The 17790-nt window shown below is 71.9% G+C and carries 17 protein-coding genes; 5 read left to right on the top strand and 12 right to left on the bottom strand.

Annotation, left to right across the window (positions count from 1 at the left end; all coding sequences use genetic code 11):
• Positions 1–50: 50 nt before the first annotated feature.
• The 5 genes from ACFY9V_RS14950 to mce form a co-directional block, all read right to left on the bottom strand.
• Positions 51–824, bottom strand: coding sequence for an ABC transporter permease (locus tag ACFY9V_RS14950; RefSeq protein ID WP_355344138.1), 774 nt, complete (start codon positions 822–824; stop codon positions 51–53).
• A gap of 1 nt (position 825) precedes the next feature.
• The gene (locus tag ACFY9V_RS14945) at positions 826–1836 is read right to left on the bottom strand and encodes an ATP-binding cassette domain-containing protein (RefSeq protein WP_355344135.1); all 1011 of its coding nucleotides are present in this window, start codon (positions 1834–1836) and stop codon (positions 826–828) included.
• A 181-nt stretch (positions 1837–2017) separates the two neighbouring features.
• A complete protein-coding gene (locus tag ACFY9V_RS14940) occupies positions 2018–2956 on the bottom strand; it encodes a cellulose-binding protein (RefSeq protein WP_188281921.1) in 939 nt (312 codons plus the stop codon).
• 103 nt (positions 2957–3059) lie between these two features.
• Positions 3060–6602, bottom strand: a complete 3543-nt coding sequence (gene scy, locus ACFY9V_RS14935) for a polarized growth protein Scy (protein WP_391161535.1) — start codon at positions 6600–6602, stop codon at positions 3060–3062.
• Between the two features lie 180 nt (positions 6603–6782).
• Complete coding sequence (mce, locus tag ACFY9V_RS14930) at positions 6783–7253, bottom strand: methylmalonyl-CoA epimerase (protein ID WP_355349668.1); 471 nt, start codon at positions 7251–7253, stop codon at positions 6783–6785.
• A 140-nt stretch (positions 7254–7393) separates the two neighbouring features.
• On the opposite strand from mce, the gene ACFY9V_RS14925 reads away from it, so the two are divergent.
• On the top strand, positions 7394–8593 hold the full coding sequence (locus ACFY9V_RS14925) for an acetyl-CoA C-acetyltransferase (protein WP_355349665.1): 1200 nt from the start codon (positions 7394–7396) through the stop codon (positions 8591–8593).
• 95 nt (positions 8594–8688) lie between these two features.
• The gene (meaB, locus tag ACFY9V_RS14920) at positions 8689–9663 is read left to right on the top strand and encodes a methylmalonyl Co-A mutase-associated GTPase MeaB (protein ID WP_391161534.1); all 975 of its coding nucleotides are present in this window, start codon (positions 8689–8691) and stop codon (positions 9661–9663) included.
• Positions 9664–9705: 42 nt separating this feature from the next.
• On the opposite strand, the gene ACFY9V_RS14915 is transcribed toward meaB, so the two are convergent.
• From ACFY9V_RS14915 to ACFY9V_RS14895, 5 genes are read right to left on the bottom strand one after another with little or no spacing between them, the layout of a single operon-like run.
• A complete protein-coding gene (locus ACFY9V_RS14915; protein ID WP_355349659.1) occupies positions 9706–10194 on the bottom strand; it encodes a MarR family transcriptional regulator in 489 nt (162 codons plus the stop codon).
• 55 nt (positions 10195–10249) lie between these two features.
• The gene (locus ACFY9V_RS14910; protein WP_391161739.1) at positions 10250–11029 is read right to left on the bottom strand and encodes an AIM24 family protein; all 780 of its coding nucleotides are present in this window, start codon (positions 11027–11029) and stop codon (positions 10250–10252) included.
• Positions 11030–11040: 11 nt separating this feature from the next.
• A complete protein-coding gene (locus tag ACFY9V_RS14905) occupies positions 11041–11691 on the bottom strand; it encodes an AIM24 family protein (RefSeq protein WP_355349656.1) in 651 nt (216 codons plus the stop codon).
• Entirely contained in the window at positions 11691–12329 is a 639-nt protein-coding gene (locus ACFY9V_RS14900) for an AIM24 family protein (RefSeq protein ID WP_355349653.1), read from the bottom strand. Before ACFY9V_RS14900 ends, ACFY9V_RS14905 begins: the two co-directional genes overlap by 1 nt.
• Positions 12330–12335: 6 nt before the next feature.
• The gene (locus ACFY9V_RS14895; RefSeq protein ID WP_355349651.1) at positions 12336–13160 is read right to left on the bottom strand and encodes a DUF2127 domain-containing protein; all 825 of its coding nucleotides are present in this window, start codon (positions 13158–13160) and stop codon (positions 12336–12338) included.
• A gap of 210 nt (positions 13161–13370) precedes the next feature.
• On the opposite strand from ACFY9V_RS14895, the gene ACFY9V_RS14890 reads away from it, so the two are divergent.
• Positions 13371–13715 (top strand): DUF3817 domain-containing protein, encoded by a 345-nt coding sequence (locus ACFY9V_RS14890; RefSeq protein ID WP_188281912.1) that lies wholly within the window; start codon positions 13371–13373, stop codon positions 13713–13715.
• A complete protein-coding gene (locus tag ACFY9V_RS14885) occupies positions 13712–14005 on the top strand; it encodes an MTH1187 family thiamine-binding protein (RefSeq protein ID WP_391161533.1) in 294 nt (97 codons plus the stop codon). The genes ACFY9V_RS14890 and ACFY9V_RS14885 overlap by 4 nt, the downstream gene beginning before the upstream one ends.
• Before the next feature lie 85 nt (positions 14006–14090).
• Here ACFY9V_RS14885 and ACFY9V_RS14880 read toward each other — a convergent pair whose 3' ends face one another.
• Positions 14091–15077: a DUF5937 family protein gene (locus ACFY9V_RS14880; RefSeq protein WP_355349647.1), complete on the bottom strand. Its 987-nt coding sequence runs from the start codon at positions 15075–15077 to the stop codon at positions 14091–14093.
• A gap of 70 nt (positions 15078–15147) precedes the next feature.
• Here ACFY9V_RS14880 and ACFY9V_RS14875 point away from each other — a divergent pair, with 70 nt between their 5' ends.
• Positions 15148–16494, top strand: a complete 1347-nt coding sequence (locus ACFY9V_RS14875) for an MFS transporter (RefSeq protein WP_391044621.1) — start codon at positions 15148–15150, stop codon at positions 16492–16494.
• A gap of 83 nt (positions 16495–16577) precedes the next feature.
• Here the strand turns inward: ACFY9V_RS14875 and ACFY9V_RS14870 are convergent, their stop codons facing one another.
• Positions 16578–17693 (bottom strand): peptidoglycan bridge formation glycyltransferase FemA/FemB family protein, encoded by a 1116-nt coding sequence (locus tag ACFY9V_RS14870; RefSeq protein ID WP_355349677.1) that lies wholly within the window; start codon positions 17691–17693, stop codon positions 16578–16580.
• Between the last annotated feature and the right edge of the window lie 97 nt (positions 17694–17790).

Here is a 17790-nt window from a genome sequence, read left to right as displayed (position 1 = left end):
CGGGACTCGGCCGACGTGCGGGGCCGCCCGGGAGGCGGCCCCTTACCGCGTCAGGCGTCGCGCTTGGCCAGCACCACGTAACCGCCGACCAGCGCCACGATCACCCAGATCGCCATGATGCCGATACCGCCCCAGGGGCCGTACGCGGTGTGGTCGCCCGAATCCGGCACCACCTGCATGATCTTCTGGCCCGCCTGGTCGGGGAGGTACCTGGCGAACGTCTTCACCTTCGGCACCGCCGACAGGATCGGCGAGACCAGGAAGAAGAACGGCATCAGGATGCCGAGACCCAGCATCGGGCTGCGCATCATCGCGGCGGCGCCGACGCACAGCAGCACCATCAGCGTCATGTAGAGCCCCGCGCCGAAGACGGCCCGCAGCACCCCCGAGTCGCTGATCGACGTCTTGTGCGAGCCGAGCAGCGCCTGGCCGAGGAAGAAAGCGACGAAGCTGGTGGCCATGCCGACCACCAGGCCCAGCAGGCCCGCGATGGCGACCTTGCAGAAGTAGAACATCCCGCGCTGCGGGACGGCCGCAAGCGAGGTGCGGATCATGCCGGTGCTGTACTCGCTGGAGATCACCAGCACACCGAAGACGATCAGTGCCAACTGGCCGAGCGACATGCCGAAGAAGCTGGTGTTCGTGGCGTCGAAGGTCGCCCTGTCCGTGGCGGACCTGTCGTGGAAGGTGTTGTTGACCACCAGACAGATCAGCGCGCCCAGACCCACGGTGACGATGAAGGCGAGCGCCAGCGTCCAGACCGTGGACCGTACCGACTTGATCTTCGTCCACTCCGACTGGAGGACGGCGGTAGGAGACGCCATGTCAGTTCCCCTTCCCGGAGCCGGAGTTGCGCCAGTCCGCACCCCACTGCGGGGCCGGGGCGCCGGGTTGCGGCGCGGCACCACCCGGACCGGGCGGCGGCGCGAGCACACCGCCCGCGTGGTACTCCACCGAGTCCGCGGTGAGCTGCATGAACGCTTCCTCCAACGATGCCCGCTGCGGGCTGAGTTCGTGCAGTACCACCTGATGCTGCGCGGCCAGCTCGCCGAGCTGCGCCGTGTCGCCGTCCTGGATCTCGAACGTGCCGTCGCTCGTGGTCACCGGGGTGAACCCCGCCGTGGCCAGCACGTCCTTCAGCCGCTCCGGCTGGGGGGTGCGAATCCGCACGTAGGAGCGGGAGTTCTTCTCGATGAAGTCGGCCATCGAGGTGTCGGCCATCAGCCGGCCGCGGCCGATCACGATCAGATGCTCGGCGGTCAGCGCCATCTCGCTCATCAGGTGGCTGGAGACGAAGACCGTACGGCCCTGCGCGGCCAGCCCCTTCATGAGGTTGCGGATCCAGTGGATGCCCTCGGGGTCGAGACCGTTGACCGGCTCGTCGAACATCAGGATCTCGGGGTCGCCGAGCAGCGCGCCCGCGATGCCGAGCCGCTGGCCCATGCCCAGCGAGAAGCCCTTGGAACGTTTCTTCGCCACGGCCGTCAGACCGACCGTCTCCAGCACCTCGTCCACCCGGTGCCGCGGAATGCGGTTGGACTGCGCCAGGCACAGCAGATGGTTGTACGCCGTCCGCCCGCCGTGGATGGCCTTGGCGTCCAGCAGTGCGCCGATGTACTTCAGCGGCTCGCTGAGCTGCGCGTAGTGCTGACCGTCGATGCGTACGTTGCCCGAGGTCGGGTTGTCCAGCCCGAGCATCATGCGCATCGTCGTGGACTTGCCCGCGCCGTTGGGCCCGAGGAAGCCGGTCACCACGCCGGGGCGCACGGTGAAGGTCAGATTGTCGACGGCGGTCTTGTCCCCGTACCGCTTGGTGAGCCCCTGCAACTCAATCATGGTGGCGAGGCTAGCAACCGCCCCGGAGTAAACCGAAACCCCCGCCCGGGTTGGGCGGGGGTGTCGGGCGACCCGTCGGCGAACGTTCAGCCCGTGTTCAGAGGCTTCAGCCCGTGTTCAGACGCTCTGGCCCTTCCTTCGGCCGCGGCTCCTGATCGGGCCCGAGCTTCCGATCGGGAGATCAGCGGGACTGCTGCGCCGGGACGCCACGCGAGATCGGCTCGTCGTCGGCCGGAGCACCGGCCGCGGCGACCGCGGCACCGGTCAGCGTCGCCAGCATCTCGCGGACGTTGGTGAGCTGAGCGTTGATGCTGTCGCGGCGGTTGGTGAGCGCCGCCAGCTCGCGCTCGGACTCGCTGCGGATCCGGTCGGCCTTCGCGTTCGCGTCCGCGACGATGTCCTCGGACTGACGCTGAGCGGTCTCCACCGTCTGACGCGCGCGACGCTCGGCGTCGGTGCGCAGCTTCTCCGCCTCCAGGCGGAGCTGCTCGGCGCGGTGCTCGATCTCCGCCAGGCGCTTCTCGGCCTTGGCCTGACGGCCCGCCAGGTCACGCTCGGACTGCTCGCGGCGCTTGGCCAGGTTCGTCTCGAAGTCCGCGGCGGCCTGGGCGGCCTTGGCGCGGGTCTCCTCGAAGAGGGCGTCCGCCTCCTCGCGCTTGTTCTGCGCGTCCTTCGTGGCGTCGGCGCGGAGCTGCGAAGCGTCGCCCTTCGCCTTGTCGACGATACGGACGCCCTCGTCCTCGGCCTTCGACTTGCGGTCGGCGGCGAACGCCTCCGCGTCGTTGCGCACCTGGTTGGCGGCCGACTCGGCCAGCTCGCGGTGCTGCTCGGCGGCGCGGCGGGCCTCCTCGCGCAGGTCCTTCGCCTCCTCCTCGGCGAGGCGCAGGATCTTCTCGACACGGGCACCGAGACCCGCGTACGACGGCTCCGAGTCATTGACCTGGGCCTGGGCGTTCTGGGTTTCGAGGTGCAACTCCTCGATGCGCTTCTCCAGCGCGGTGATCCTCGTCAGTGCGCTGTCACGGTCGGCGACGAGCTTCGTGATGCGGTCGTCCACCTGTCCGCGGTCGTATCCGCGCCGAACGAGCTCGAAGCCGAAGGGGGAGGAAGTGTCGCTCATGGGGATCCTGTCGATTCAGACCGGTTGAGGTGATAGGGGGAATCCTAGGGGCCCAGGCGGCGTGTCACCGAGCCATTGCCTATTAGGTATGGAGAATGTCCGCTCAATCGAGTGGAGCATCGTCGATGCGCTTGCCACTCGAACGAGTGGTTCCCGCGCCCGCACCAGCGGTGACACCGCCACCGGGTGCCTCGAACGACTCCAGCGCCTCCAGCACGTCCTGGACGCGAGAGATCTCCGCGTTGATGTCTTCTCTGCGGCGCACGAGGATCTCCAGCTCTCGTCTGCCCTCGGTCACGATGCGATCGGCTTCGCTGCGGGCCTCCCCCTTGACCCGCTCGGCCTCGCGCTCGGCCTCGGCCTTCTTCTGCTCGGCCTCCTTCAGGAGGCCCTCGACCTTCTTCACCGCGGCGATACGGACCTTGCTCGCCTCGGAGGTGGCCGTGGACTTGATCTCGGCGGCCTTCTGCTCCGCCTCGGCGAGCTGCTCGGTGGCGGCGGTGACCAGCTTGTCGACCCGCTCGCCGACGGTCTTCATCGCCTCCGCGGCCTCCTTGCGGGCCCGGTCGTGCAGCTCCTCGACCTCGGACTCCACGCGCTGGCGCAGCTCCTCGGTACGTTCCCTTATGGCCGTCGCGTCGTGCCTGGCCTCGCCGAGCATGGTGTCCGCGTCGGTCCGCGCCCGCTCGACCAGGCCGTTGCCCTCCGCCGTCGCCTCGTTGACCAGCCGCTCGGCCTCGCCGCGGGCCGCGCCGACCATCGCGTCGGCCTGCTCCTCGGCCGTCGCCGCGGTCCTGCGGGCCTCCGCCTGCGCCTTGCCGATCAGCTCGTCCGCCTGCTCCGCGGCCTCGCTGCGGCGCTTGTTGGCCGCCTCGCGCGCCTCGTCGAGGACGCGCTGCGAATGCGTCCGCGCCTCCTCGGCCTCGCGCTCCGCGGTGTCCAGCGCGTCCTTGGCGAGGATACCGAGCCGTTCGGCCTCCTCGCGGGCCTTGGTGACCAACTGGTCGGCCTGGCCCGCCGCGTCGGTACGCATCCGGTTGGCGTCGTCGCGGGCCTCGGCGCGCAGCCGGTCGGACTCCTCGATCGCCTCGGTGACCGTACGGTCGGCCAACTGCCGTGCCGCGTCGGCCTCTTCCTGGCTCTCCCGGCGGATCCGCGCCGAGTCCTCCGACGCCCGCTCCCGCTCGGAGTTGGCGTCCGCGCGCAGCCGGTCCGCCTCGCCCTGGGCCTCGCCGCGCACCCGCTGGGCCGCGTGCTCGGCCGCCGAGCGGAGCCCGGCGATCTCCTCCTCGGCCTCCTGGTGCAGATGCGCGACCGAGTCGCGGACCTGCTGCGCGGTGGCCTCGGCCGCCGCGACCGCCTCCGCGGCCCGCTGGTCGGCCTCCGCGCCCAGCCGGTCGGCCTCCGCCGCCGCGTCCTCGACGCGCTTGCGGGCGGCGGCCAGCAACTCCTCGCTCTCGCGGCGGGCCTGCGCGCGCTCCTGCTCGGCCTCGCCGCGGGCGGCGCCCAGCAGCTCCTCGGCCTCGCGGCGGCGCCTGGCCGCTTCCTCCTGCGCGGCGGCCAGCGCCTCCGCGGCCTCCGTACCGAGGCGCTCGGCCGCCGCGGCGGCCTCCGCGCGGACCCGGTCCGCGTGCTCCTTGGCCTCCGCGCGCCGCTGCTCGGCCTCCGCCGCCGCCTCCGCCTGGAGCCGTACGGCGACGCTCTCGCCCTCCGCGCGGGTCTGCGCCGCGTCCGCCGCGGCCTCGTCCCGCAGCCGTACCGCCTCGGCCTCGGCCTGCTCCTGGAGGGTGCGGATCCGCTCGGCGGTCTCCTGGCGCAGCCGCTCGGCCTCCTCGGCGGCCTCCCGGCGCAGCCGCTCCGCCTCGGTGTCCGCGTCGCGCAGCGACTGCTCGGCGGCGGCGAGCCGGGCCTCGGCCTCCTCGCGGAGCCGTACCAGGTCGGTCTCGGCCTCCTCGCGCATCCGGGCGACGAGCGTCTCGCCCTCCGTGCGCTGCCGCTCGGCGGCCTGCTCGGCCTCCTCCTTGACCGTCGCGGCCTGGCGCTCCGCCTCCTGGCGCAGCTCCTCGGCCTCGGCGCGGGCGTGCTGGAGGGCCTCCTCGGCCTTGGTGTTCAGCGCGGAGGCCCGCTCGACGGACTCGGTCCGCATCCGGTCGGCCTCGGCGGCCGCGCCCTGCCGCAGCTCGTCGCCGTCGGCCTTCGCCTTGGCCAGCAGCTCCTCGGCGCGGCTCGCGGCCTCCTCGATCTGCTGGACGGCCTCCCTGCGGGCCTCACCGCGGATCCGCTCGCCCTCGGCGACGGCGTCGGCTCGCAGCTGCTCGGCCTCGCCGCGCAGCCGCCTGGCCTCCTCCTGGAGCTCGACGGTCCTGGCCCGGTACTCCTCGGTGTCGTCCTGGGCGGCGCCGCGCAGCTCCTGCGCGGACGCCTCGGCCTCGCTGCGCAGCCGCTCGGCCTCCGCCTCGGCCTCGCGCCGGATCCGCTCGGCCTCCTCGCCCGCCGACTTCGTGGTGGAGCGGGCGTCCTCCGACGCCTTGGTCAGGATCTCCTCGGCCGACCTGGCGGCCTGCGCCAGCTGGGCGGCGGCGTCCTCGGACGCGGCGGCGCGGGCGGTCTCCTGCGCCTCGGTACGGATGCGCTCGGCCTCGGCGCGGGCGTCGGCGACGGTCTGCTCGGCCTCGGCCTTGGCGCTGTCCACCTGCTTGGTGGCCTCGCCGACCATGCGGGCGATCTCGGCCCTGGCCGTACGGGTGCGCTGCTCGTTCTCCGTCTCGGTGGCCGCCAGGCGCTTGGCGGCGCCGGCCGTGGCCTCCTCGCGCAGCCGCTCGGCCTCCGCGCGGGCGGTGCGCAGCGCCTCGTCGGCCTCCCGCAGCCGCTCCTCGGCCAGCCGGGACAGCTCGATCGCCCGGCTTCTGGCCTCGTCGGACTCGCTGCGGGTGGAGGTGCGCAGCTGCTCGGCCTCGCTGGTGGCCTCCTGCGCCTGCGTCGAGGCGGCGGTCAGCAGCCGCTCGGCGTCGGTGCGGGCCCGGCGCAGCAGCTGCTCCGCCTCGTTGCGCGCGGCCTGCGCCTCCGAGGTCAGCCGCTCGCGGGTCTGCTCGGCGACCCGGGTGGCCTCGGCGCGGGCGGCGGCCAGCGCGGCCTCGGACTCGGCGCGGGTCTCGTCCAGCAGGCGGCGGGCCTGCGACTCGCTGCGGGCCCGCAGCTGCTCGGCCCACGCCACGTTCTCGTTGACGTGCGTCTCTACGGTCGCGCGGCGCTCGCCCAGCTCCTCGTCGAGCTGCCGCCGCCGGGCGATGGCCTCGGCGTGCCACTCCGCCTCGAAGCGGGCCTGGTGCTCGGCCTGCTCCTGGAGCAGCCGCTGGGTCTGGGCGCGGGCGTCGCGCAGCTCGCGCTCGGCGTCGGCGCGGAGCTGGTCGGCCTGGATCTGGGCGTTGCGCAGGAGCTGGTCGGCCTGGTGGCCGATGTTGTCGTAGGCAGGGCGGGACGCCAGATTGCGGCGCGCCTCGTGCAGCTTGGCGCGCAGCACCTCGACCTGGTATCCGAGGTCGTCGGCGTGGTCGACGGCCTTGCCCCGCTCGGTACGAAGCCGCTCCATCTCGGCTTCGAGCTGAGAGAGGTGGTCGTCAGCCTGGTAGCTGTCGTTGCCCCGCACTCCGCGGTCCCATCGGTCTCCTGGCGTACTCACCCGCCAACCGGGTGAGATTCCTCGTCACTCCGTTTGAAGACAGAGCTCTACGAAGAATGGTGTCAGATCAACGTCGCGGAGCGCGAGCGTACCCGCGTGCCCACCCCGGTCGGCCCGGTCACTCTACCGGGCAGGACGGGGGTTGGGTCAGTGGTCCCGGGAGCCCTTCGCTGTCTCTGCCGTGGTCTTTTCCGCCGAGGTGACCAGCTCGGTCAGTACGCCGTGGCAGTCCTTGGGGTGCAGGAACGTGATCCGGGAGTCCATCGAGCCCCTGCGCGGCTCGTCGTAGAGCACCCGTACGCCCTTGTCGCGGATCGCGGCGGAGTCGGCGTCCACGTCCGCGGTGCCGAAGGCGATGTGGTGCACGCCCTCGCCGTTCTTGGCCAGCCACTTGCCGACCGCGGAGTCCTCCCGGGTGGGCTCCAGGAGCTGGAGGTAGCTGGCGCCCCCGTCGGAGGTGCCGTTGATCCTGAGCATGGCCTCGCGTACGCCCTGCTCCTCGTTCACCTCGCTGTGCGCCACTTCGAAGCCGTAGGTGGCACGGTAGAACTCGACGGTCGCGTCCAGGTCGAAGCAGGCGATGCCGATGTGGTCGATGCGGGTCAGCCCAGTAGCCATGGACACAGTGCACCGCACCGGTATGTGGTCACGCAACGTGCGCGCCGTCACACGTTCCGACGGGTGACCGAGCGGCCTACCCCTCAGTACATTGACGATAACCCTCGTTAACTTCTCTCTTCAGCCGAAGGGGCCGCACCATGACCAGCCAGGCACGTACATCCGTGATCGTCGCAGGTGCCCGAACCCCGATGGGCAGGCTCCTGGGCAGCCTGCGCACCTTCTCCGGGTCGGACCTCGGCGGTGTCGCGATCAAGGCCGCGCTCGACCGCGCCGGAATCGGCGGCGACCAGGTGCAGTACGTGATCATGGGCCAGGTGCTCCAGGCGGGCGCGGGCCAGATCCCGGCCCGGCAGGCGGCGGTCAAGGCCGGCATCCCGATGAGCGTGCCCGCGCTCACCGTCAACAAGGTGTGCCTGTCCGGCCTCGACGCCATCGCGCTGGCCGACCAGCTCATCCGGGCCGGCGAGTTCGACATCGTGGTCGCGGGCGGCCAGGAGTCCATGACCAACGCCCCGCACCTGCTGCCCAAGTCCCGCGAGGGACACAAGTACGGCGCGATCGAGATGCTGGACGCGATGGCGTACGACGGGCTGACCGACGCCTTCGAGAACATCGCGATGGGCGAGTCGACCGAGACGCACAACGGGCGGCTCGGCATCGAGCGCGCCCCGCAGGACGAGTTCGGCGCGCTGTCCCACCAGCGGGCCGCCGCCGCGCAGAAGAACGGCGTCTTCGACGCCGAGATCACCCCGGTGGAGATCCCGCAGCGCAAGGGCGACCCGGTGGTCTTCAGCCAGGACGAGGGCATCCGCCCCGAGACCACCGCCGAGTCGCTGGGCAAGCTCCGGCCCGCCTTCAAGAAGGACGGCACGATCACCGCCGGTACGGCCTCGCAGATCTCCGACGGCGCCGCCGCCGTGGTCGTCATGAGCCGCGCCAAGGCGGAGGAGCTGGGGCTGGAATGGCTCGCCGAGATCGGCGCCCACGGCAATGTCGCCGGCCCGGACAACTCGCTCCAGTCCCAGCCGTCCAACGCCATCAAGCACGCGCTCGGCAAGCAGGGCCTGACCGTGGACGACCTCGACCTCATCGAGATCAACGAGGCGTTCGCGGCCGTCGCCGTCCAGTCGATGAAGGACCTGGGCGTCACCCCTGAAAAGGTGAACGTGAACGGCGGCGCCATCGCCCTGGGCCACCCGATCGGCATGTCGGGAGCACGTATCGTGCTGCACCTGGCCCTCGAACTGAAGCGGCGCGGCGGCGGTACGGGAGCGGCGGCGCTGTGCGGCGGCGGCGGACAGGGCGACGCGCTGATCATCACGGTCGCGGGGAACTGACGGGCCCCGGCCCTTCGGCTCCACGGCTTTTCCGGGTTCTTCCCGGGTCTTTTCGGGCTTTTTCGGTAGTGAGCGGGAAGAGGGAGCGAACAGACGTGGTGGACGTCCTCACCTTGGTCGAGCAGGCGCGGCAGGGGCGGCCGAGGGCCGTGGCCCGGCTGATCTCGCTCGTGGAGGGGGCGTCCCCGCAACTCCGCGAGGTGATGGCCGCACTCGCGCCGCTGACCGGCGGCGCGTACGTGGTCGGCCTCACCGGGTCGCCCGGCGTCGGCAAGTCCACGTCGACCTCGGCGCTGGTCACCGCGTACCGCAAGGCGGGCAAGCGGGTCGGCGTCCTGGCCGTCGACCCGTCGTCGCCGTTCTCCGGCGGCGCCCTGCTCGGCGACCGCGTCCGTATGTCGGAGCACGCCTCCGACCCCGGCGTCTACATCCGCTCCATGGCCACCCGCGGCCACCTCGGCGGCCTCGCCTGGGCCGCCCCCCAGGCCATCCGGGTGCTGGACGCGGCGGGCTGCGACATCGTCCTCGTCGAGACCGTCGGCGTCGGGCAGTCCGAGGTCGAGATCGCCGCGCAGGCCGACACCTCCGTCGTGCTGCTCGCCCCCGGCATGGGCGACGGCATCCAGGCCGCCAAGGCCGGAATCCTGGAGATCGGCGACGTCTACGTGGTCAACAAGGCCGACCGCGACGGCGCCGACGCCACCGCCCGCGAGCTGAACCACATGCTCGGCCTCGGCGAAGCCCGCGAGGCGGGGGACTGGCGGCCCCCCATCGTCAAGACCGTCGCCGCGCGCGGCGAGGGCATCGACGAAGTCGTCGAAGCCCTGGAGAAGCACCGCGCCTGGATGGAGGAGCGCGGCGTCCTGGCCACCCGCCGCCGGGCCCGCGCCGCCACCGAGGTCGAGCACATCGCCGTCACCGCCCTGCGCTCCCGCATCGGCGACCTCCGCGGCGACCAGCGCCTGGACTCCCTCGCCGAGCGCGTCACCGACGGCACCCTCGACCCCTACGCGGCGGCCGACGAACTGATCGCCGGCCTCACCTCGAACGAGCCCCGGGGCCTCTCCTGAGAACTGAGGCGCTGAGCCCCTGAGGCGCTGAGGCCCGCGGGGCTACTTCTCGCGGACCGTGCGGAGGTGGTCGGCCACCGGGGCCATGGCGCGGCGGTAGGTCGCGAGGTCCTCCGGGGCGATGAGGTCGATGAAGTGCGCGCGGACCGCGGCGACATGACGGGGGGCGACCTGGCGCATGGTGGCCCAGCCCTGGTCGGTGAGGACCGCGTAGAGACCGCGGCGGTCGGACTCGCAGTTCTCGCGGCGGACGAGACCGGCCGCCTCCATGCGGGTGATCTGGTGCGAGAGGCGGCTCTTGGACTGGAGCGTGGAGCGCGCCAGATCGCTCATGCGCAGCCGCCGCTCCTCGGCCTCGGAGAGGTTGACCAGGATCTCGTAGTCGTTGTTGGTCAGGCCGAAGGACTGGAGGTCCCGCTCGAGTTGGTACATGAGCAGCCGGCTGACGTCCAGATGGATGCGCCAGGCGCGCTGCTCGTCCTCGGTGAGCCAAGCCGTAGCGCTTTCAGCTTCTGCTGTCACGGTCTCCATAGAGTGAATTCTACCGGCGGTCACACCGCGGATGATCGTCAGGGTAGCGGGACGGTCACCGTCCGAAACGGCCCTGCCCGGGTGCGCCCGCGCCGGGGACGCCGGGTCCGGCCTGTCCCGGCACTCCGCCGGTGTCGACCTCGGCCATCAGCGTCTCGGTGGACTGGAGCAGCACCTGCCCCGCGCCGACGAACTCGAACTGGTGCTCCTCGCCCGACGCCCCGCCGATCCCGGTCATCGCGCGGATACCGCCGAGGACACCGCGCAGATACGCGTGGTCGTAGTGGTGGCAGGGGGACGGGCAGTCCGCCCAGCCGACCAGCGCCTGCGGGTCGACCCGGATCGGCGGCTCCACGAAGTGCACCGCGCCGTTCGACGCGGCCACGAACTTCCCCGTGCCGATCAGCGTCAGAAAGCCGGGAATGATCGACTGCTTGAGCGCCAGCGTGGGCTCGAAGGCCAGCAGATTCCCCGACCTGATGGTCAGATTGCCGTCCTCCAGATCGTACGAATTGATGTCGTACGACCGGTCGGCGAGCAGCATCTTGCCGCGCCCCTGCGCCACCACCCAGTCCGCGGCGTGCAGCGGCGAGTGGAAACTGGTGGCGACCAGCCGGTCCAGCGGGCCGTGCCCGATCGCGTGGAAGTCGACCTGCCCGTAATAGGCGATCATCTTCCCCTTCTGGAGGAACCACTGCCCGTCCAGCTCCACGCAGAAGGCGTACGGGTTGACGTTGTCGTTCACCGGCAGCGTGTACGGGTCGTACACCACGGGCCCGCCGCTGTCGCCCGGCGCGCCGCCCGGTACGCCGCCCCCCGGAGGGCCCCAGCCCATCGGACCGCCGCTCACAGCTTCTCCTCCGACGCCTGTACGTAGACCATTCCCTGCCCGGACAGCTCCAGTTGGAACGCCTCGCCCGAACCGCGCCCGACCATCTCGCGCCAGCCGAGCGCCGCGGACAGCTTGTTGCGTACGTCGCCGCGGTGGGCGACATACGCCTGCGGGTCGACGTGCACCGGGCGCTGCGGGGCGATGGGCAGTTCGATGACACCGCCGTGCGCCATGACGGCGACCGACCCCTTGCCCTGGAGCGTGGTGGTGAACAGGCCCTGCCCGGTGACCTGACCGCGTATGACGCCCATGACACCGCCCTGCGAACCCATGAACATGGTGCCCTGCCGGAGCGAGCCGTCGAAGGCGAGCAGCCGGTCGGCCTCGACGTACAGCGTCTCGCCCGCGAGGTCGATGGAGTGGATGTGGTGCCCGCCGTGCCCGAACATCACCGAGCCGTCGCCCTCGATGGTCATCAGCGGCGTCGCCTCGTTGGCGACCCGGCGGCCGATCATCGACATCACACCGCCCTGGCCGCCGGTGATGCTCGGCGTGAAGGAGACCTCCCCACGGTACGCCAGCATCGCCCCGCGCTGGCTGAACATCCGCTGACCCGGGGCGATCGCGGCCTCCACCATCTTGGAGTTGATCCTGGTGAACGGCATCAGAGCTGACCCCCGATCGTGGTGCGCTCGCTGGGCTGCACGTACACCAGCCCCTCGCCCTCGAAGCGGATCTGGAAGCTCTCGCCCGACCCCTCGCCGATCACCGTGCGCCAGCCCACCGACTGCTGGAGCTGCTGCCGCAGATTCCCGGTGTGCGCGATGTACGCGCCCGGGTCCACGATCAGCGGCGTCGCGGCCGACACCCGCAGCACGATCGCGGGCCCGTCGGACATCACGGCCGCCTGCCCGGTGCCCTCGACGGTCGTGGTGAACAGGCCGTTGCCCTGCGAGGCGCCGCGCAGCCCGGTGAAGGTGGTGCCGGTGCGCAGCGCGGAGTCGGTGGCCAGCAGATTGCTCGCCTCGACGTACAGCTTCTCGCCGTTCAGCCGGACCAGATTGATCTCGGTGGCCCGGTCGGCGAAGTAGCACGTGCCGTGCCCCTTCACCTCCATGACGGCCATCGACTCACCGGTGATCCGGCGGGTGACCAGGCCGCGCAGGCCCTCGCCGCCGCCGGTCATCTTCTTGAACGTCATCTCGCCCTCATAGGCGACCATCGCGCCGTTCTTCGCCTTGACGGTGTCGCCGGTGAGGTCCACGGCGAGCACCCGGGTGCCCTGGAGCCGGAAGCGTGGCATCGCGGATCAGACGCCGTCCGCCGTGGACCGCTGCCGCACCGGCAGCGGCGGCTTGGGCGCGTGGTCGCCCGGCACCTCGCCCGCGGCCTCCTCGACCTCCAGCAGCGACGCGCTCCGGCGCTCGGCCTCGAACGCCTTGTGGCCGCCGCGCAGCCCGAACAGCCGCTTGCCGAGCAGGATGTAGAGGACGGCCAGCACATTGAGCGTGATCGTGGCGACCTTGAACCAACTGACCCGCTCGGTCAGCTCGTAGCCCTCGATCGGCAGGAACGCGGCGGTCGCCACCACCGCCAGATACTCCGCCCAGCGCTTGCCCCACCACAGGCCGAAGCCCTCGATGATCTCGATCAGCGCGTACGCCAGCAGCAGCGCGGCGACGAGCTGGAGGGTGGAGTGCTTGTAGTCGAAGGTCTTGCGGATGGTGTCGACGACCGGCGAGTGGTCCAGGTCGTAGTGGAAGTGCTCGGCGACCGGCTTGAAGACGGTGAGGTCCTTCTCGAACAGGTCGCGCACCGCGTTCTGCGAGTTGCTGAACCGCCAGACCGCCCAGGCGGCGATCAGGACCAGCAGGCCGCGCAGGATCCGCTCGACGGCGAGGAAGCGCAGGATGAACAGGTCGCGCAGCGCCCGGCCGCGCGGCACCTCGGGGGCGCGGTCGGCGGGGCCGGCGCCGTGCGGGTCGCCGAGGACGAAGTCGCCGCAGCGCAGACAGCGCCACACCGTGCCGACGGCGGTGCTCGCGTGCAGCTTCTGCCGCAGGTGGTTCTCGTCGGGCGCGTAGGTGATGTGCCCCTTGCGGGCGCAGTGCCGCCGGTCCCAGTCCATCGTCATCGTGTCTCGGTCCCCGTTGGGTGGTCGGTCAGGTCGTGCGGATCACGTCGTGCGGGTGGTGCGTACGGGTCGTGTCGTGGACAGGGACGCTATCGCCCGTCCCGCGGTTTCCTACCCCCGGGGCGGACCATCGATACGGGCCGGTGATAATGGGGTGGTCTTGTGATCACGTTCACAAGCCTGTTTCCCGCCACCGACAGTGAGGTTCTCGTGGACCTGAAGACCGCCACCGCCCTGCGCAGACTCCGTCTGATCTCCGCCCCGGAAGCGGTGTCGTTCCTGCTGCTGATGGTCTGCTCGGTGCTCAAGCGGACCACCGACTTCAACGCGGTGCCCGTCATGGGCATGGTGCACGGAGTCCTGTTCGTCCTCTACGTCGTCTTCTGGGCGGACGCCTGGCGCCGCGCCAAGTGGTCGCCGGCCCGCGGCGCCCTCTTCTTCGTGCTGTCCGTCCTGCCCACCGGCGGCTTCTTCGCCGAGCGGATGCTGCGCCGCGAGTCCGAGGAGTCGGTCGTGGCCGCGCGCGGCGCTCAGGGCGAGGCGGTCGGCGCATGATCGTCGCCTTCTCCGTCACCCCGCTGGGCGTCGGCGAGGACGTCGGCGAGTACGTGGCCGACGCCGTCCGCGTGGTCCGCGAGTCCGGGCTGCCGAACCGTACGGACGCGATGTTCACCTCCGTCGAGGGGGAGTGGGACGAGGTGATGGACGTCGTACGGCGGGCCGTCGCCGCGGTCGAGGCGCGTGCGCCCCGGGTGTCGCTGGTCCTCAAGGCCGACATCAGGCCGGGCGTGACGGACGGACTGGCCTCGAAGGTCGAGACGGTGGAGCGCCACCTCTCCGAGTAGCGGAGCGGCGGGGCGGCGGAGTGCCGCGATGGCGGACGCCCGGATGGCGGCGGGCGCCGTCAGCGGCCCGTTGTCCCGCGCGCGCTCAGAACAGCCCGCCGGTCGTGAGCGCGATCCCGAGCGGCGTCCGTTCGTACAGCACCTGGTGTCCGTAGCGCCGGGACGCCAGCAGACCCGCGTCGCGCAGCACCGCCAGATGCGCGGAGACCGACGACAGCGCGAGGGCGTGCCGGTGGGCCAGCGCCGTCGTGGTGCTGGGCGCGTCGAGGTCGCTGAGGATCGCGGCCCGGTTGGCGCCGAGCAGCGCGATCATCGCGGCGGACGCGGTCGGCCCGGTCTCGGCCCACAGCCCGCCGATGCCGCGTGCCGGATAGACGACGGTGGGCTGCCAGGGCGGGTCGAAGGCGTTGCCCGCCTCGGGCCAGAAGAAGACGCTGGGCACCAGCACCAGCCCCTGGCCGCTGAGGTCCGGCAGGTGCGAGGTGTGCCCCGCCGCCGTCAGCGCGCCCTCCGACCAGCTCAGCTTCGGGTGCAGCGCGGTGAACAGCCGCTGCATGCCGCCGTCCGCCAGCCGCCGCGCGTGATAGGCGATGTCCGCCTCGAGCACCGCTCGCAGCCGGGGCCAGTGCGGGGCGAGCAGGGCAGCCCACACATGCTCGTACAAACCGGCCAACTGCCGTACGGTTCCGGCCGGATCGGCGAGCATCGCGCGGCCCCGCTTGCCGTGCTCCGCGCCCGGGGTCTGGGCCAGCGCGGCCTGGATCTGGCGGTGCGCCTCGTCCGGGTCCGTGGCCCGTACGACGTCGAGTTCGTCGTCCAGGGTGCCCAGGGGTGCCTGGGGCGGGGGGTGCAGAAAGTCCGGGGGGTGCCCGTGATCCGGTGCCAGCAGCCACAGCGGAGCCAGGTCGAGACCGGCCGCGGCGGCCCTGACCTGCCGCAACCAGGGCAGGTGGTAGCCGTGTCGGTCCGGCCGGGACAGGGTACGTATCGCCCCCTGGGTCTCCCGCAGCGGTGAGATGGCGAAGCGGCACCGCAGAAGGTCCTCAGCCGCAAATCGCATACGAAACGACATCACGACCCCCAAGATTCGGCTCAGTCCGAAACACTACGATATGCAGTGCTCATGCCACCAGGGTGATGTCATGACAACGGACAGCGAGCACCCCCCACCAGGTGGACGCACCCCATCGCCGACCGGTTCGCAGCCCGCTCCCACCACCCACGGGAAGGGCGACGGCACGCCTCCTACCAGCGGCGCGACCGCCACCGGCGACAGCACCCCCACCGGCTACGGTGCCGTTTTCGCGGTCAGGGAATTCCGCCCGATCTTCGCCGCGCATGTCCTGTCCGTCCTCGGCAGCGTCTTCGCCGAGGTCTCGCTGGCCGTCCTCGTCTTCCGGCAGACCGGCTCCGCCGTCCTCACCGCGCTGATCTTCGCGCTCGGTTTCCTGCCCTACGCGCTCAGCGGCATCCTGCTGTCCGGAATCTCCGACCGGTACCCCACCCGCCGCGTCCTGGTGGCCTGCGATCTGCTCTGCGCGGCCTTCGTCGCGGTGATGGCCGTGCCGGCCACGCCGCTCGCCCTTCTCTTCGTGCTACGCGTGTCCGTCTCGATGATCACGCCGCTGTTCACCGGCACGAGGGCCGCCAGCCTGGCCGACATCCTCCACGGCGACGTCTTCGTGCTCGGCCGCTCCCTGGTGCGGATCGTCGGCCAGAGCTCGCAGATCATCGGCTACGGAATCGGCGGTCTCGTCCTGGTGTGGCTGTCGCCGCGCGCCGCGCTGCTGGTGACGATCGGCACCTTCCTCAGCTCCGCGCTGCTGCTGCGCTTCGGCACCCGCGACCGGCCCGCCCGGGTCACCGGGACCGGCGCCATGATGCGCGACTCGATCGGCTCCGCGGGGCGGCTGTTCCGCAACGCGCGAATCCGCTCGCTGATGCTCATGTGGTGGGTGCCGCCGATGTTCTGCGTCGTCGCCGAGGGCGTCGCCGCGCCCTACGCGGACGCGGCGGGCGCGGGCTCCGCGGGCTTCGGCATCCTGCTCGCCGCGATGCCCGCGGGCACCGTCGTCGGCGAGGTGCTGGCGGGCACGCTGCTCACCCCGTCCGCCCGCGAACGGATCGCCATCCCGCTCGCCGCCGTCTCGATGCTGCCCTTCGTCTGCTTCCTCGTGCACCCCTCGCTGCCGCTGGCGATCGTGCTGCTGCTGATCACCGGGGTCACCACCGCGTACGCGCTCGGCATCGACAAGTGGTTCGTGCACGACGTGCCCGAGGACATGCGCGGCCGGGCCATGTCGCTGCTCGGCGCGGGGATCATGACGCTCCAGGGCGTCGGCATGACGGTCGGCGGCGCCGTCGCGGAGTGGGTGCCGCCCTACGCGGTGATCGCGGGCGCGGGGATACTCGGCACGCTCAGCGTCGTGCCCGTGCTGCGGTCGGTACGCCGCACGCAGCCGATGGGCGCCGCGGCCAGCCCCGCCTGAGCGGCAACGGCCCAGTCGGGGCTACGCGTTGGGCCCGTGGGCCCGTGAGCCCGTGAATTTGTCAGCCCGTGGCCCCCGAGCGTTCAGCGCCGGGTCAGATACGCGTGCATCGCCCGGTGCAGCGTCTTGTTGACCGCGCCCTGGAGCGGCAGCTCCCACTCGCCCACCGTCTCCACCGCCTCCCCGCCGGTGCCCAACTTCCAGCGCAGCAGCCCGTAGGCGCGCGCCGCCGGGTCGAGGCCGTCGGGCACCCCGCGCATGTCGTAGACCGCCGCGCCCATCGCCTGCGCGTCGCACAGCATCCGCCACTGGAGCGCGTTGCTCGGCCGCACCTCGCGGCGGTGGTCGGCGGAGGCACCCGTCTGGTACCAGACCCGGCCGCCGTCCGGCGCGGTCAACAGCGTGTGCGCGGCGAGGAGTTCGCCCTCGTGCCGCGCGGTGTACAGCCGCATGCGGCCCGGCTCCTCGGCGTTGAGCGCCTCGTACTGCCGCCGGTAGTAGTCCAGCGAACGGCCGAGGTCGAAGCCGTCGCGGGCCTCGGTGACCCGCAGCAGCTCGTGGAAGGCCGGCAGCGCCTCCGGGCCCTCGACACCCGTGCGCACACCGCACTTGGCGGCCTTCTTCACGTTGCGCCGCCACTCCTGGTTGAGGCCGGTCCACAGGTCGTCCAGACCGCGCCCGGCCAGCGGTATCTCGAACACCAGCCGCGGCTGCGCGTCCCCACCCTGCCCGTCCTCGCCGCAGCGCCGCCAACCGCCCTCGCGCAGCCGGTCGGAGACCGCCGCGCCCAACGGCTCGACCAGGTCGGGCAGCACGTCACCGACCCGGCGCCCGGGGCCCGACGCGTCCTTCAACGTCCGCGCCGTCCACCGCCGGTACGCCAGCGGCGGCCCCATCCGTACCGCGAACGCCCCCGTACCGCGCAGGTGTTCCAGCAGCGGGTCGAGCCAGCGGTCCAGGCGCGGATCGGCCCAGTCCACCGCGGGGCCCTCCGGGAGGTACGCGAACGACCGCCGTACGCCCGGCAGTTGGCGGTACAGGACCAGCGCGGAGCCGACCGGCCGGTCGTGCTCGTCCAGCCAGGCCAGGCTCTCCGCCTGCCAGCCGGACTTCACCCGCGCCCAGGCGGGCGTCTGGAGGAAGCTCGCGGTGTACGGGCCGGGGCGGCGGACGAAGTCGGCGTGCGCGGAGGCGGGCATCGGCAGCAGCCGCAGAGCACCGGTGCCGGTGCCTTTGTCGCTCGCGGCGCGGTCGGAGCCGGAGCCGGAACGCTGGTGAGTGGTCATCGTCAAGGCG

The sequence above is a fragment of the Streptomyces sp. NPDC008317 genome, from assembly GCF_042955955.1.
In the GTDB taxonomy this organism is placed as follows: Bacteria; Actinomycetota; Actinomycetes; order Streptomycetales; family Streptomycetaceae; genus Actinacidiphila.
The sequence above is the reverse complement of the archived record's forward strand: the minus strand, read 5'-3'. Positions and strand labels throughout refer to the sequence as shown.

Coding starts and splice junctions, on each gene's coding strand:
- ACFY9V_RS14915 (WP_355349659.1), bottom strand. CDS start 10,194: ATGGAGACCGTGACAGCAGAAGCTGAAAGCGCTACGGCTTGGCTCACC.
- ACFY9V_RS14875 (WP_391044621.1), top strand. CDS start 15,148: ATGACAACGGACAGCGAGCACCCCCCACCAGGTGGACGCACCCCATCG.
- ACFY9V_RS14925 (WP_355349665.1), top strand. CDS start 7,394: ATGACCAGCCAGGCACGTACATCCGTGATCGTCGCAGGTGCCCGAACC.
- ACFY9V_RS14870 (WP_355349677.1), bottom strand. CDS start 17,693: ATGCCCGCCTCCGCGCACGCCGACTTCGTCCGCCGCCCCGGCCCGTAC.
- ACFY9V_RS14945 (WP_355344135.1), bottom strand. CDS start 1,836: ATGATTGAGTTGCAGGGGCTCACCAAGCGGTACGGGGACAAGACCGCC.
- ACFY9V_RS14905 (WP_355349656.1), bottom strand. CDS start 11,691: ATGCCGTTCACCAGGATCAACTCCAAGATGGTGGAGGCCGCGATCGCC.
- ACFY9V_RS14940 (WP_188281921.1), bottom strand. CDS start 2,956: ATGAGCGACACTTCCTCCCCCTTCGGCTTCGAGCTCGTTCGGCGCGGA.
- ACFY9V_RS14895 (WP_355349651.1), bottom strand. CDS start 13,160: ATGACGATGGACTGGGACCGGCGGCACTGCGCCCGCAAGGGGCACATC.
- ACFY9V_RS14880 (WP_355349647.1), bottom strand. CDS start 15,077: ATGTCGTTTCGTATGCGATTTGCGGCTGAGGACCTTCTGCGGTGCCGC.
- mce (WP_355349668.1), bottom strand. CDS start 7,253: ATGGCTACTGGGCTGACCCGCATCGACCACATCGGCATCGCCTGCTTC.
- ACFY9V_RS14950 (WP_355344138.1), bottom strand. CDS start 824: ATGGCGTCTCCTACCGCCGTCCTCCAGTCGGAGTGGACGAAGATCAAG.
- ACFY9V_RS14910 (WP_391161739.1), bottom strand. CDS start 11,029: ATGGGCTGGGGCCCTCCGGGGGGCGGCGTACCGGGCGGCGCGCCGGGC.
- ACFY9V_RS14885 (WP_391161533.1), top strand. CDS start 13,712: ATGATCGTCGCCTTCTCCGTCACCCCGCTGGGCGTCGGCGAGGACGTC.
- ACFY9V_RS14900 (WP_355349653.1), bottom strand. CDS start 12,329: ATGCCACGCTTCCGGCTCCAGGGCACCCGGGTGCTCGCCGTGGACCTC.